Genomic DNA, 14218 nt, shown 5'->3' with positions numbered 1-14218 from the left:
GAGTCATCAAACACCAAGGCCTTGAAAACCAATTGCATGATGAATCTTACACATCTGCATAATACAATTGAGAACCAAAACCTATTACATGAACAAATCTTCTAAAATAGCCATTATTGGTGGAGGAAGTTGGGCTACTGCCATTGCAAAAATCCTTAGGGAAAATAATGTAGAACTCAACTGGTATATGAGAAATGTTGAGACAAGTTCCCAATTTAAAAAATTAGGCCACAACCCTCGCTATCTAACTGACGTTGAGTTCGAAATCGATAAAATTCATTTTTACAACGACATCAATCAAATTGTTGAAGATTCAGATCTGATCATATTCGCTATTCCATCGGCTTTTTTAAAGAATGCCTTATCAAAACTAACGGTTCAGCTTAAGGATAAATTTATCGTTTCAGCGATCAAGGGTATTGTCCCTGATGAGAACATGATTATTGGAGATTTTTTCCATCATATTTATCAGGTTCCAACTGATAATATCGGTGTTATCTCCGGACCATGTCATGCTGAAGAGGTTGCCATGGAGCGCTTATCATACCTAACTATTTCTTGTCAGGATTCTGAGAAAGCAGATTTCTTAGCTGAAAAGTTAGAGTGTTCCTATATCATGACAACCACATCAGATGATATTTATGGTACTGAATATGCAGCTGTTCTTAAAAATGTTTTTGCAATAGCTGCAGGTATCTGTCATGGTTTACGTTATGGAGATAATTTCCAGTCGGTTTTAATATCCAACGCTATTCAAGAAATCAAACGTTTTGTAGATACCGTTCATCCTATCACCCGAGATATTAAAAGTTCGGCCTACTTAGGCGATCTTTTGGTAACCTGTTATTCACAATTTAGTCGTAACAGAACATTCGGTACTATGATTGGAAAAGGCTATTCAGTAAAAACGGCACAACTCGAAATGCACATGATTGCCGAAGGTTATTATGCTGTAAAATGTATCAAAGAAATTAACGAGAAATATAAGGTTCACATGCCAATCACCATGGCAGTTTACAATATTCTATATGATCGTATATCTCCTGCAATAGAAATAGCTTTATTGACAGAAGAGCTAAGATAAAAAACATCAAATTAATTATTATAAATCTACTCTTCCTTGTGGAATTTTGAGGGGGATGAAACTCAGGACAGAGTAGAAACTTAATTTCAAGAAAATGGAACATATTAAATTAAGTATCGACAAGACTTTAAGCTTTGTAGACAGAGAAGAAATTTTCCAGTACAAAGAAGATAGTAAAAAGCATTTAACTGCCCTTCATAAAGGAACAGGTAAAGGCAACGAATATACTGGATGGGTTAACTTACCATCACAAATTACAGCTGATGAATTGAAAGATATTCAAGACACAGCGAATAACTTAAAAGAACGCATTGAAGTTCTGGTTGTAATAGGTATTGGCGGATCTTATTTGGGAGCAAAAGCTGTAAACGATGCTTTGGCAAACAACTTCGATATGCTTCAGGCAGACAACGAGAATCCATTGGTCCTTTACGCTGGACAAAACATCAGCGAAGATTACCTATATGAGCTAATGCAGATTCTTGAGAATATTGAATTCGGAATCTGTGTCATCTCTAAATCGGGTACAACAACAGAGCCTGCTCTTGCATTCCGTTTGTTAAAAGAATTGCTTGAAGAAGGTGTAGGTAAAGAAGAAGCTAAAGAAAGAATCATTGCTGTTACTGACGAATCAAAAGGAGCTCTTCGTACTCTAGCTGATCAAGAAGGTTACAAAACTTTTGTTATTCCTGACAATGTTGGTGGTCGTTTTTCTGTTCTAACTCCAGTTGGTTTGATTCCAATTGCAGTAGCAGGTCACGATATCACAAAATTGGTTGAAGGTGCGAAAGCAATGCAAGAATATACTGTAGCAACAGAATTTGATGAGAATCCTGCCTTACTTTATGCTGCAACTCGAAATGCTCTTTATTCTAAAGGAAAAGAGATCGAAATTTTAGCGAACTACAACCCAAAACTTCACAATATTGCTGAATGGTGGAAACAACTATACGGCGAGAGTGAAGGGAAAGAGAACAAAGGTATTTTCCCAGCTAGTGTTGATTTAACAAGCGATTTGCACTCAATGGGACAGTATATTCAAGAAGGGCAGCGTAACATTTTCGAAACGGTTCTTTCTATTACTAAAACAAAATATAAAGTTGTTATCCCTAAGGATAAGGGCAACCTGGATAAACTTAATTTCCTTGCTGGAAAAAGAGTTGACGAGGTGAATAAAATGGCTGAACTAGGAACTCAACTCGCTCACGTTGACGGTGGTGTTCCAAATATTAGAATTGAGCTTCCTGAGCTAAACGAATTCTATATTGGCGAGTTACTATATTTCTTCGAAATTGCTTGTGGTGTTAGTGGTTACATTCTTGATGTTAACCCATTCGACCAACCAGGTGTTGAAGCATATAAAAGCAATATGTTTGCCTTGTTGGAGAAGCCAGGTTTCGAAGAAGAAACTAAGAAAATTAAGGAAAGACTATAAGAGTCGAATAAATAAAAATGGAATGGCTATCTCGAAAGAGGTAGCCATTTTTATTAGAAATTTATTTTCGGATCATGTATTATAAAGCAAAGTTGTAAAATTCAGGGATACTAAGCTGTCTTCGATAAAACCAAACTTAGGGTATAATCACAAGTTTAACTGTAATAAAACCAGTTAAATACAAAACTTAAGTTCACCCTATTTTTTTCCCAAAAAGAGTACAGAACATACTCTTTATTAGAATTTATTTTTGTTGATCAGGATACGCCTCGAAGCATAATTAAGTTCGAAACAAAGCCGGAACAAGCTTGGATCAAAACTGGATCAAGTCTGGGTAAACCCAGTTATGATGCGAAGCTGATACGGAGAAGGTACAGGCAGATGTTCGGGAAACGGCTTTCTTAAGGAGGAAGAAATGTATAAATAGTAATAAGAAGAGTTAATCTCTAGAAATTAGAGTAATATGCGTAATTTCATTATTGAGAATTTTGAAACTCATGTCGTAAGTTTCAGAAGAGAAAGAAAAAACTACAAAACTATGTTTGCCAGACCATATAATTTAAAGCAAATACATTCTTATTACACCTTAATATCATTCTTTTTCACTCTATAAATGCGAATCTTCTTTCCTGAAAATTGTCCCATAAAGAAAGCAAACAGCATAAAAGGATAGGTGAAAATCTCATAACCTACTTCAAAAAAGTGTCGGAATAAAATAACAAAAGGAATTGGTAAATGAATGGCTACAAACCACATTACTGAATATTTTTTAAGCCCCTGACGAACATAACCAAAAGGAACGTTCACAAAATAGGTCGCTATCATTGCAAATAATAAATTTATCTCCATAGTCATGCAAGTTAGCAATAGATATTAAAATTGAAAATTCAGCAGATCAAATCTGAAAATTCCAAGCTCCAAAATCACCTTTTCTCATTTTACTTTAGGACTCAATAATTTCAAGCATGACGTAGAATTAAATAAGAAAACTTAAATACATTTGCCAGATATAAAAAGCACTAATAATGGTATTATCAACACAGCTAAGAGGGGCCTTAATTGCACTTTTAGCGACCATCACTTTTTCGAATGTGTATATTTTCAGTAAGCTTGCAATTAAGGATGTGAATTTGGCTAGCTTTGGGATCTTATGGTTTGGGCTTGCATTAGTATGGAACACGTTATACAATTGGTACAGAAAAAATAACAACTCATTCAGAGATATACCTAAAGCTTCAAAACGAACTTTACTCCTAATTGCCTGCTCAGAATTAATCGCAACCTCAGCATTTTTTATTGCCATTCAATTAACACCAAATCCAACCATCGTCTCATTTTTGGCAAATACAAGTCCAATTTTTGTTATTATACTGGGCTTCTTTTTTCTTAAGGAGCGGTTCTCTTATCCTGAAATAGCTGGTATACTTTTAACTATAATTGGGGTTGGATTAATAAATGTAACTGAATTTGGCTTTCAATCTAAAGAACTTAGAAGCCCATCAAGTATAGCGACTTACACCTTTGCTCTATTTTATGGGATCAGTCTTGTTTTGGCAAAATCGAAAGCCAAAACACTACCTTCATCTATGATTACCTTATATCGTAACATAGCATTATGGCTAGGCTTTGTTCTCTATAATTTCTACACATTTGAATTACCACATTATAGTAATGAATCTGTATTGTATATCTTTATAGGCTCATTATTTGGACCGTTCCTTGGTACCATACTAACATTTTCAGCACTAAAGTATCTTGAAGCCTCAAAAGTCACCCTTATTATAACCAGTAGAAGCTTTTTTATCATACTAGGCTCTTTTATTTTTATGGGAATACTACCCAGTCAGATTCAATTCATTGGGGGTTTACTTACAATGGTAGGAATATTTGTGATTTCCATTTATGGAATCAGAAAAAACAAAAGATAAAACTACCCATTTGCTGATATCAGCTTCAACTTTTCTTTATCATTTATAGTAATCGTCGAACCATTGGTGCTAATAATTCCTTCATTGCAGAATTCTTTCAATATACGAACAACATTTTCTTTGGCCATTCCTGTAAATTCACCCAACTCCTGTCTGGATAGAATAGGGGCAAATTCATCAGACTTAAACACATCATCAGCAAGCTCTAGCAGCCCCTCTGCCATTCGCCCTGGCATTTTTTTCTGAGCCAAACTTATCATTTTATAGAAAATCCGCAATGATTTCAGACTAATATCTTTTAAATAACCTTCGGCAAACAATGGATTTTTCTGGACATAGGATTTAATCAAATTCATATCAATAAAACAAGCACTAACATCGGTAAGTGCAACCACGCTATAATGATGTGTTGAGTCGACATAGTTTCCAGGCCCTGCTAATAAATATCCTGGTTTTACCAGACCAAGAATTATTTTTTTCCCATCGAAACCCTCCAGATATATTTTTGCTATACCCGAAGAAAGAAAAACTGCACTAGATGTAGGCGAACCAGCTTTGAAAATCATTTCGCCTGCAGTAAAATTTGACTGAAACCGACTTTCACTCATTTCTTTCATTTCAACAGACGTCAAATTCTTAAAATTTGGCCAGGCATGGGGACAAGAGCCACAACAAACATCAGTTCCTTTTCCAAACATATAAGGGGATTTAGGTAAATTATTTTCTAATATAGTGATAAATATCAATTCAAACCAATATATGCATCGCTTCTTTTTATATTAAGAATCAATATTACAATAGATTACTGTCATAGGCCATAATGGGAATATTTTGTTTACAATCAGTAGATTTATGGAATAAATTCTTTAATCCCCTAACTTATGAAACGAAAACAATTTAAGACTTGGCTTCTACTACTATCAGTAGCAGCAATATTCGCGGCTTGTGAAGGACCTGCAGGTATCGCAGGTTTAAATGGCGAAAATGGTGCCAATGGCACAGATGGTGTTGATGGCACTGATGGCAATGCCACATGTCTGGCTTGTCACTCTGGTGAAACCAAAGCGAACATCGATGCACAATTCTCAATGTCTGTGCATAGCAGTGGTATAAACGCTGTAGACTATGCTGGTGGACGTGCTTCGTGTGCGGCTTGTCACTCACACCAAGGTTTTGTGCAATTTGCTAATACTGGTGAAGTGTTAGGAAATATCACAAATCCAACTGCATGGGAATGTGCTACCTGTCATGGCTTACACGAGACAATGGAAGCAACTGATTATGCTTTAAGACTTAAGGAGCCTATAAATCCAATATTTGATAAAACAGTGACTATGGATTTGAAAGGTAACTCAAATTTATGTGCTAATTGTCACCAATCAAGAAGAGGTGAACCTGCTTTAACAAATCCAGGAGAAGATACTTTCAATATCTCAAGCTCGCATTGGGGACCTCATCATGGTGCTCAGGCTAATGTTGTAGCTGGTATCGGCTTTGCAGAAATTGCTGGTTCTGTTGAATATCCTACTGCAGGTGAGGCTAAACATTTAAATCAAGCTTCATGTACAGGTTGTCATATGGCTGAATTTGATACTGAAGAAGGCGAAGGCGGACACTCTTGGAAACCTTCATTATTAGCTTGTAACACTTGCCACGACGCTAGTAATACGGACTTCAATTATGGTGGAGTTAGAACTGATGTTGGAGCAAAACTTGAAGTTCTAAGAGACGAATTAGTTCGATTAGGCGTAGTTGGTTACGCAGAAGAGGAAATATATGAACTAAATGAAGAAACTGGAATAATTGAACTCGTAACATTACCTGGTGAATACCATGTAAATCCTGGAGTATATCCAACAGTACAAGCTCGTGCATTTTTCAACTATGTAGGTTTAGATGAAGACCGTAGTTTAGGAGCTCATAATCCTAAGTATGTAAAAGCATTATTACAGAACACTATTGAGGCTGTAGAAGCAGAACCAACTCCTGCTCCATAATAAGCGATTGGATAACTTTTAAATACAAAAGAGTAAGGAGTTGTTTAATTTAATATTAAACAACTCCTTTACAGATAAAATTGGATGTTTCTATTTCCACAAAAAGAAACATTATTAAATTGATACAGAGATGGCAAGCTTATTGCTACACCTTACTAAAATGAGTTAAGTAATAAAGTAAACATCTTATTATTCTTATTAAAATCAAAACCATATGAAAAGATATTTCAAAGTACTAGCTTTCCTTTTCATGATTGGATTAGTTGCCTGCGAATACGATTATATTGTTGAAGATATTCCAACTCCAGAACCTGATCCAGGTAATCCGATCAGTTTTTCAACGCAGGTCGAACCTATCTTTCAATCTAAGTGTATAGGATGTCACGATAGCAGAACACCTATTTTAGTAACAGGCTCTGCCTATGATAACCTAAAGGATGGGAACTTTATAAATACAGATAATCCAGCCGATAGTGAAGTCTATAAAAGATCAACTGATGGTCATGGACAGAATATGGGTTCACAAGAACGACTTCTGCTGTTAACATGGATTACTGAAGGAGCTAAGGATAACTAATCAAACACATGCAATTATGAGAACCAAAATATTTACATTATCATGCCTGCTTGTTTTTGCTTTTGGGAGCGTTCTAGCTCAAGAGACTGAAACGGAAACCAAGAAGGTTGACAAACCAGTAAGATCACCATTTGAAAGCGGTTATTTAATAGACAATCAAACGACCGTTATTCAACCAGTGAACACTTTGGAATTTGCCATTCAACACAAATTTGGATCTATTGAAAATGGAAGTTCTGATCTTTGGGGTTTATATGCATCAGGTGCAAACATTCGCCTTGGATTAAGCTACGTTGTAGCCAATAATGTTCAGGTAGGCATCGGTGTTACCAAGGATAAAATGACTACTGATTTCAATGCAAAATGGACCATTCTGGAACAAACAAGAAACAATACAGTTCCTCTGGCTCTAGCAGTATACGGTAATTTAGCCATTGATGGTAGAGATAAGGATCAATTCCACGATGATTTTAAATCCTCAAATCGCTTATCTTCTTTTGCACAGGTTATAGTAGGACGAAAATTTTCAGATGCTATTAGTTTGCAGACTGGTATTAGTTTCTCTCACTACAATTTAATTAATGAGGGAATGTATCACGATAAAGTTGGTGTACACTTCAATGGTCGTTTTAAAGTTTCGCCTCAGGGTTCTATCATTTTCAATCTTGATATGCCACTTGATCTAGGATATTTAGACTCAGAAGCTGACAATTATGAAAATCCAGAACCTAACTTTTCATTTGGTTACGAAATTTCTACCAGTACACACGCGTTCCAAATTTACATGGGTAATTCTAATGGTTTAATCCAACAGGATATCATGGTGAATAACCATAGTAAAATTGATATGGACAATTTTATGATTGGCTTTACAATTACAAGATTGTGGAATTTTTAATCACTTAAACTTACAATTATGAAAACATTCAAAAAAATAGTCATGGGATTAACTCTGGTTTTTGCTGGAGCCCTATTTATGGCTTTTGCTTTACCACAGGATAAAAAAATGGGTGGACCATGGGAAATTCCTGCAAAGTACAAAGACATGAAAAATAGTATGAAAGATGATGCTGGTTCATTAAAAATTGGCAAAATGCTTTTTACTAAGCATTGTAAATCTTGCCATGGAGGTAAAGGAGAGGCTGATGGACCTAAGGCTAGGAGTATGAAAACTGCAATTCGTTCATTTAAAAATGCAGAATTTCAAGCCCAATCTGATGGTGTCCTTTATTACCAATCATTTGTTGGTCGTGATGAAATGCCAAATTACGAAAAGAAGATATTAGACGATGAAGATAGATGGTCTATCATCAACTATCTGAGAACTCTGAAATAAGATTATCAATTCAATAAATTCCTGAAGTGCTCTGTATTTCAGGAATTTTAATTTACACTTTATAATATGCGTGTTTCCCAACTAAGGCTTTCTTTACTTCTTCTCTTTTTAGCTTCATTTGCATTGAACCTAAAAGCAGACAATGATTGCTTACGATGTCATTCGAATCAAACTCACACCATATATAACGACTGGACCGAGCGAAATGAAAAACGCTTGATGAACCCATATTTTATTCTTGACTCTTTAAGGGTAAAAGCAGGTGTACACGGCTCTTTCAATTGTATCGATTGTCATTCCTCAGATTATGAGACTTACCCTCATCAAGGAGATTTAAAATTAGAACCTCTTTCGACCTGTATTGATTGCCATGGAGGAGATGAAAATTTCGCAGATTATAAATTTGAGCAAATAGAAGAAGAATTTAAAAAAAGTACTCATGCTCGTGCATTAGGAGACCAATTTACCTGTTCTAAATGTCATGATCAACATTATTATCAAGCAACAGCGCGTACAAGCGAAAATGTAAAAGACATTGTCAAATTTAGTAATGAAATGTGCTTATCATGCCATGATAACTCATCTCAATACTTATTGGTTTCTGAGACAAAGAAACCTCAACTTATGGAGACTCATAATTGGCTCCCTAATCAGAAACTACATTTCGAAAATGTTCGATGTATCGAGTGTCATACACATGTTGTGGATTCATTAATGGTATCACACAATATTCTACCTAAAGAAAAAGCGCTTAAATTATGCGTAGAATGTCATACTTCTGATTCGCATCTGAATGCGTCATTATACAAATATAAGAATATACAAGCTCGTAGTCAGAAAGGTGCATTTGGCAATATCCTTTCTAATAAATCCTACGTCATTGGAGCCTATCAAAATGAGATCTTAAACCTTTTGAGTCTCCTTATTTTCTTAGCTGCAATAACAGGTATTATTGTGCATACTTTTTTCAGAATCATTAAAAAATAGATTTCATGACTACAGAAGGAAAAATATACTTATATCCTGTATGGTTACGCATTTGGCATGCAATAAATGCTTTGGGAATTCTTGTTTTAATCTATACGGGATTAAATATGCAGTTTGCAAAACCTGGATTTGAATTAATTCGATTCGATTTAGCAGTTACCCTTCATAATTACGCAGGAATAATTGTTTCAATCAGTTACCTGATATTCTTCATTGGTAATATGGTAACATCAAACAAAAAATATTATAGAATAAAACCTAAGGGATTGCGTAAACGTTTATTCAAACAAGCACGTTATTACGTATACGGGATGTTCAAAAACGAAGAACCTCCTTATCCAATTTCAGAAAAAAGAAAATTTAATCCAATCCAAAAATACACCTACGTTGCTGTAATGTATCTCTTAGTTCCTGTTATTATTATTACTGGTATTGCCCTTCTGTTTCCCGAACTTATTATTGAAGAAGCATATAATATGAGTGGTATCTTTTTAACAGCCTTACTGCATGCTATCATTGGATTCTTTATTTCAATATTTCTAATTATCCATTTGTATTTTGCAACAATTGGTAAAAAACCAATCAGTAATTTCATTAGTATTGTTACCGGTTGGCATTAATTAAACACAAGTCATAAAAAATGTATCGGTATGTATTTATATACCGATACATTTTGATTGTGTAAGATGATTATAGGGCGATTACCTCCCGATAAGTATCGGGAGGATAACTTAAATCTGAAACCGATGAAACTCCCCAACTCAGCCAGAAACTGGCTATCCCTTCTTGGAGCAGGAATTGCTGCCATGAACCTATTTATTATTGGATTCCTTCTGGCTTTATCCTTCTTTTACAATTTGGGTAGCTCGTATGTAGGTCTGTTTATCTACATTATCCTCCCCATGTTTTTTGTTGGTGGCTTAATTCTGATTCCCATTGGAATGGTCAGAACAAACCGTAAATTAAAAAAACATCTACTCCCAGAGGATAAGTTAGAATGGCCTAAAATCGACTTTAATGACCCGAAAACCCGAAATGCTAGTATGGTTTTCATGGTTGGGACCGTTTTTATATTGATCATATCATCTATGGGGAGTTATCATGCTTTTCATTACACCGAGTCGGTTGAGTTTTGTGGAAAACTTTGTCACCAAGTTATGGCTCCGGAACATACAGCCTATCATCAATCATCACACGAGCGCGTAAAATGTGTTGAATGTCATGTAGGGGAAGGTACGGGTTGGTATATGCGAAGTAAACTATCAGGTTTATATCAGGTTTATTCTGTGTTGACCAAAAAATATCCTAAACCAATTCTCACCCCAATTGAGAATTTACGACCAGCTCGTGAAACATGTGAGCAATGCCATTGGCCTGAAAAATTCTACGATAGTAAGTTGAAGAACAAAAAATCATATTTGGCAGATGAAACTACTACAGACCACAACATCTTCATGAAAATGAAAACCAGTGCTAATATTAGCGCTAAGGGACTTTCTGAAGGTATTCACTGGCATATCAATCCTGATGTGAAGATTGAATATATTGCCTCAACAAGAACCCGTGAGACATTACCTTGGGTGAGGTATACAAACCTTAAAACGGGTGAAGTGAAACTCTATCTTGAACCTGACAATTTACTCAGTCAAAAAGAAATTGATAGTTTAAAGACCCGAACAATGGACTGTTTGGATTGCCACAACCGCCCATCTCACGATTATCACGTTCCTCAAAATTTTATTGATGAGCTAATTTCATCAGGAGAAATATCTAAACAACTACCTGATATTAAAGTGTTGTGTATGGATATACTTAATCAGGACTACCCTAGTACAGATAGTGCCATGATAGCTATTAAGAGTCAGGTTTTAGAATATTACGACGTGATGTATCCTGAGATACTTAAATCAAACAAAGGGGATGTAAATAAGGCTATTACTTCGATTCAAAAGGGATTCTCATCCAATATATTCCCTGAAATGGGTGTCAGTTGGAAGGCTTACCCAAATCATTTAGGCCATCTAGAAACAAATGGTTGTTTCCGCTGTCATAACGACAAGCACGTTACAGATAAAGGTGAAACGATATCAAGAGATTGTAATTTATGTCATGATATCATTTCACAAGGTAAGACTGGAGAAATGGAGAATGCTACTATTGATAAACCACTAGAATTCAAACATCCAATCGACATTGATAAACAATGGGAAACACAGTTATGCTCTGAATGTCATGAGCAACTCTACTAACAAAAGGAAAAATTATAAATAATAAAGCTCTCATTCTTTAAAGGAATGAGAGCTTTTTATGTAAGGTGAATTTAATTTGAAACTTCTACAATCAGATAATCTTTCAATTTCAGTTCTTTAACCAAATTTTCTGCCTGAGCACTACGTGCGAATGGACCTAAGCGATATTTGAATAAATTCTTGTCTTTTAACTGATGTAGGTAAATCATATTATCAGCTAAATCGGGGATCAATTGGTACTTAAATATCCCAAATTGTATATAATAACGATAGTTTGACGAGATAGTCAAAACTCGTTCTTTACCTTCAAGACTATCATTGTAAATAAAAGTTGCAGGTAATCGTAATTTTTTAATTTCTTGTTGAAAAGAAAGAGCTTCCTTCTCATTGAAAAAGCGAGCCAAAGGATATTGGTTTAAGTTTTCGAAAACAAGTTGATATGTTTTAACTTGCCTGGCAATCACTTTTTCCTCTTTTACAATATCCCCCCCACTTCGCTCAACCTGAATAGCCGGACTCTTATCATCATCCGCGTTCTTATATAGAAAGCCAAAAGCAATAAGAGATCCAAGTGTGATGACGGCAACAATACCCCTAATTAAGTTTTTTTTCTTCTTGACTTCAAGTTGTTGTCTGTCCAACTCCTTTAAAAGAGCATTAATTCTTACTTGCGAGTTCTCCTGACTTCCCATTAAACTAAATAATTTTCAAATTGTGAATCAACATCAATACAATGCCTGAATTCTATTTATTATTTATACTAAAATAAATCCATAAGCCAACTCCAGGTTAAATCTTACAATGAGTTAAAAGTAATAAAATTTATTTATGTATGATATAAAAAAAATGGAACTCATCGAAGAATCGAGAGTTCCATTTATATCTGAAAATTCAGTCTTCCTGAGGAAAATTAGAATTATACGTGCTTCAAAATATCTTCCAGATTTTCGAATCGTGCTTTATAGTCATTCAACGAACGTGTAATCACTTCTTTGGCTTCATCAAGTCCATATGTATGGGTAATTTCGGCTTCACTCTCCAAACCTGGCATATCCTTATAGGTTAAGAAATAGTGCTTTAAGCGGGTTATAATCACCTCTGGACAGTCTGAAATATCATTGTAATTACCGTAGGTCGCATCGTTCTTTAAAACAGCAATAATTTTATCATCAGCCTCATTGCCATCGATCATACGAAAACCACCAATAGGACGCACCTCAGCAATAATATCGCCGTGAGATATCGACTTTTCGGTCAACACACAAATATCTAATGGATCGCCATCACCTTTAATCTCTTTTTTTCCCGATTTCTCACTACAATACTCCCCGACTAACTTACCACAGTAAGACTGAGGTAAAAAACCATAAAGGGCAGGTACAACATTGGAATATTTTTGAGGACGGTCAATTTTTAGGTAACCACTCACCTTATCAACTTCATACTTAACGGTGTCAGTTGGCACCATTTCGATAAATGCCATCACCGAATTCGGTGCATCATCACCAACATCAATCCCGTGCCAAGGATGCGACTTATAACGTAAGCCCATCAATCGGCCAATAGGATCATTTAATTTATTTCCCATTAGTCTATATTTTTCAATTTCAATACCAAACAGTTACCTGCTCTCAAAATTTGTATAACAAAAGTAAAAAAACAATATAGAAAACAACACAATCGTATTTTTCTTTTCCCCTATTTGTAAAAATTGAGTATTTACCGCCAATCTAAAGTGGGGGATACCTCCATACTGTCGGTCGGGCTTTACATTCCAACTCCTCGCCCCATCGCACAAAGTCTAATCGGCTGCGGGGTTTCCACTGCCTCCGATAGCTATCGGAACCCTAACCCATACAATAGCAAAACAATTAGCTGCTATATCGTATTTTCACCTGCAAACCGGCGGCATGCAGTTTAAACCATCCCAAGTCCTTTCCCGATAGTTGGAATGTACTTTAAACCATTATAAGTATTTTCCCACATTTGGGAATGCACACGAAACCGTATAAGGCCTATTCCCAAATTTAGGAACATCCTCCAGATAATCCCTGCACCATTGCCAAATGTAGGAATACAGATCAAACGCTTCTAAATCACTGGCCAAAAAGAGGAGCGTACTTCGAATAAACCAAAGTACGCTCCCACTTAAAACAATATATTTTTGCCACAAATAGCTTAATATTATAAAGAAACTTAAGCTTCAACAGCAACTTCCTCAACCAGTTTCTTTTTTTTAATCGCCAATTTTGGAAACAATCGGTTGGCATAGTTCTTTCCAAATAATTTCGTCGCATCCAAATAATTAAATTCGTATTGCTTACGCAATTCTGCCTGAAGCATTTGCTCCTCAGCAATAGCAAGACTCTCAGCCAAAACAACCTCTTTATGGTTTAATATGGCTTGGCGCAATGCCTTAATTGCATTTGTTAAAACGTCTTCGTGGGTATGCAAACTATTATCTTCTGCTAAAGACTGCAAGTGAACCAATAAACCTTCAGCCTTACTCAAAACCTTTGTAAAAGAAGCATCAGTTATGGTAGATGGGCGACCATCAGGAAACAATCGTCTAAAAATAGGTCGACCCGGATGACTTCTATCGTATTGCTTAGCACTACCAGCCAG

Annotated in this window: 15 protein-coding genes; 10 read left to right on the top strand and 5 right to left on the bottom strand. The window is 35.7% G+C overall.

Annotated features, from left to right (window positions below; all coding sequences use genetic code 11):
• The first annotated feature begins 88 nt into the window (after positions 1 to 88).
• Entirely contained in the window at positions 89 to 1084 is a 996-nt protein-coding gene (locus ABY905_RS01885) for an NAD(P)H-dependent glycerol-3-phosphate dehydrogenase (RefSeq protein ID WP_372639857.1), read from the top strand.
• 94 nt (positions 1085 to 1178) lie between these two features.
• Positions 1179 to 2519, top strand: a complete 1341-nt coding sequence (locus tag ABY905_RS01880; protein WP_372639855.1) for a glucose-6-phosphate isomerase — start codon at positions 1179 to 1181, stop codon at positions 2517 to 2519.
• A 579-nt stretch (positions 2520 to 3098) separates the two neighbouring features.
• Here ABY905_RS01880 and ABY905_RS01875 read toward each other — a convergent pair.
• Positions 3099 to 3368: a hypothetical protein gene (locus tag ABY905_RS01875; protein WP_372639853.1), complete on the bottom strand. Its 270-nt coding sequence runs from the start codon at positions 3366 to 3368 to the stop codon at positions 3099 to 3101.
• Between the two features lie 176 nt (positions 3369 to 3544).
• Between ABY905_RS01875 and ABY905_RS01870 the strand changes: the two genes are divergently transcribed.
• Positions 3545 to 4447 (top strand): DMT family transporter, encoded by a 903-nt coding sequence (locus ABY905_RS01870; protein WP_372639850.1) that lies wholly within the window; start codon positions 3545 to 3547, stop codon positions 4445 to 4447.
• A 2-nt stretch (positions 4448 to 4449) separates the two neighbouring features.
• Here ABY905_RS01870 and ABY905_RS01865 read toward each other — a convergent pair whose 3' ends face one another.
• Positions 4450 to 5145: a Crp/Fnr family transcriptional regulator gene (locus ABY905_RS01865; protein WP_372639848.1), complete on the bottom strand. Its 696-nt coding sequence runs from the start codon at positions 5143 to 5145 to the stop codon at positions 4450 to 4452.
• A gap of 183 nt (positions 5146 to 5328) precedes the next feature.
• Between ABY905_RS01865 and ABY905_RS01860 the strand changes: the two genes are divergently transcribed.
• The 7 genes from ABY905_RS01860 (at position 5329) to ABY905_RS01830 (ending at position 11593) form a co-directional block, all read left to right on the top strand.
• Positions 5329 to 6444 carry a hypothetical protein gene (locus ABY905_RS01860; RefSeq protein ID WP_372639846.1) on the top strand — a complete coding sequence of 372 codons (1116 nt, stop codon included), beginning with the start codon at positions 5329 to 5331 and terminating at the stop codon, positions 6442 to 6444.
• 214 nt (positions 6445 to 6658) lie between these two features.
• Positions 6659 to 7021, top strand: a complete 363-nt coding sequence (locus ABY905_RS01855; protein ID WP_372639844.1) for a hypothetical protein — start codon at positions 6659 to 6661, stop codon at positions 7019 to 7021.
• A 16-nt stretch (positions 7022 to 7037) separates the two neighbouring features.
• On the top strand, positions 7038 to 7919 hold the full coding sequence (locus ABY905_RS01850; RefSeq protein WP_372639842.1) for a DUF5777 family beta-barrel protein: 882 nt from the start codon (positions 7038 to 7040) through the stop codon (positions 7917 to 7919).
• Positions 7920 to 7937: 18 nt separating this feature from the next.
• On the top strand, positions 7938 to 8357 hold the full coding sequence (locus ABY905_RS01845; RefSeq protein ID WP_372639840.1) for a cytochrome c: 420 nt from the start codon (positions 7938 to 7940) through the stop codon (positions 8355 to 8357).
• A gap of 66 nt (positions 8358 to 8423) precedes the next feature.
• Complete coding sequence (locus ABY905_RS01840) at positions 8424 to 9344, top strand: cytochrome c3 family protein (protein WP_372639838.1); 921 nt, start codon at positions 8424 to 8426, stop codon at positions 9342 to 9344.
• Positions 9345 to 9349: 5 nt separating this feature from the next.
• Positions 9350 to 9964 (top strand): cytochrome b/b6 domain-containing protein, encoded by a 615-nt coding sequence (locus ABY905_RS01835; protein WP_372639836.1) that lies wholly within the window; start codon positions 9350 to 9352, stop codon positions 9962 to 9964.
• Between the two features lie 126 nt (positions 9965 to 10090).
• On the top strand, positions 10091 to 11593 hold the full coding sequence (locus ABY905_RS01830) for a NapC/NirT family cytochrome c (protein WP_372639834.1): 1503 nt from the start codon (positions 10091 to 10093) through the stop codon (positions 11591 to 11593).
• Between the two features lie 71 nt (positions 11594 to 11664).
• Here ABY905_RS01830 and ABY905_RS01825 read toward each other — a convergent pair whose 3' ends face one another.
• The 3 genes from ABY905_RS01825 to ABY905_RS01815 all read right to left on the bottom strand — a co-directional run.
• Positions 11665 to 12285, bottom strand: a complete 621-nt coding sequence (locus ABY905_RS01825; RefSeq protein ID WP_372639832.1) for a hypothetical protein — start codon at positions 12283 to 12285, stop codon at positions 11665 to 11667.
• 224 nt (positions 12286 to 12509) lie between these two features.
• Positions 12510 to 13181 carry an inorganic pyrophosphatase gene (locus ABY905_RS01820; protein ID WP_372639830.1) on the bottom strand — a complete coding sequence of 224 codons (672 nt, stop codon included), beginning with the start codon at positions 13179 to 13181 and terminating at the stop codon, positions 12510 to 12512.
• 608 nt (positions 13182 to 13789) lie between these two features.
• Positions 13790 to 14218, bottom strand: a 429-nt coding sequence (locus ABY905_RS01815; protein ID WP_372639828.1) for a hypothetical protein, incomplete at its 5' end; no start/stop codon positions are given.

This window comes from Ancylomarina sp., assembly GCF_041555295.1.
In the GTDB taxonomy this organism is placed as follows: Bacteria; Bacteroidota; Bacteroidia; order Bacteroidales; family Marinifilaceae; genus Ancylomarina.
Note: the sequence above shows the minus strand (reverse complement) of the source record. Positions and strands in the feature narration are given on the sequence as shown.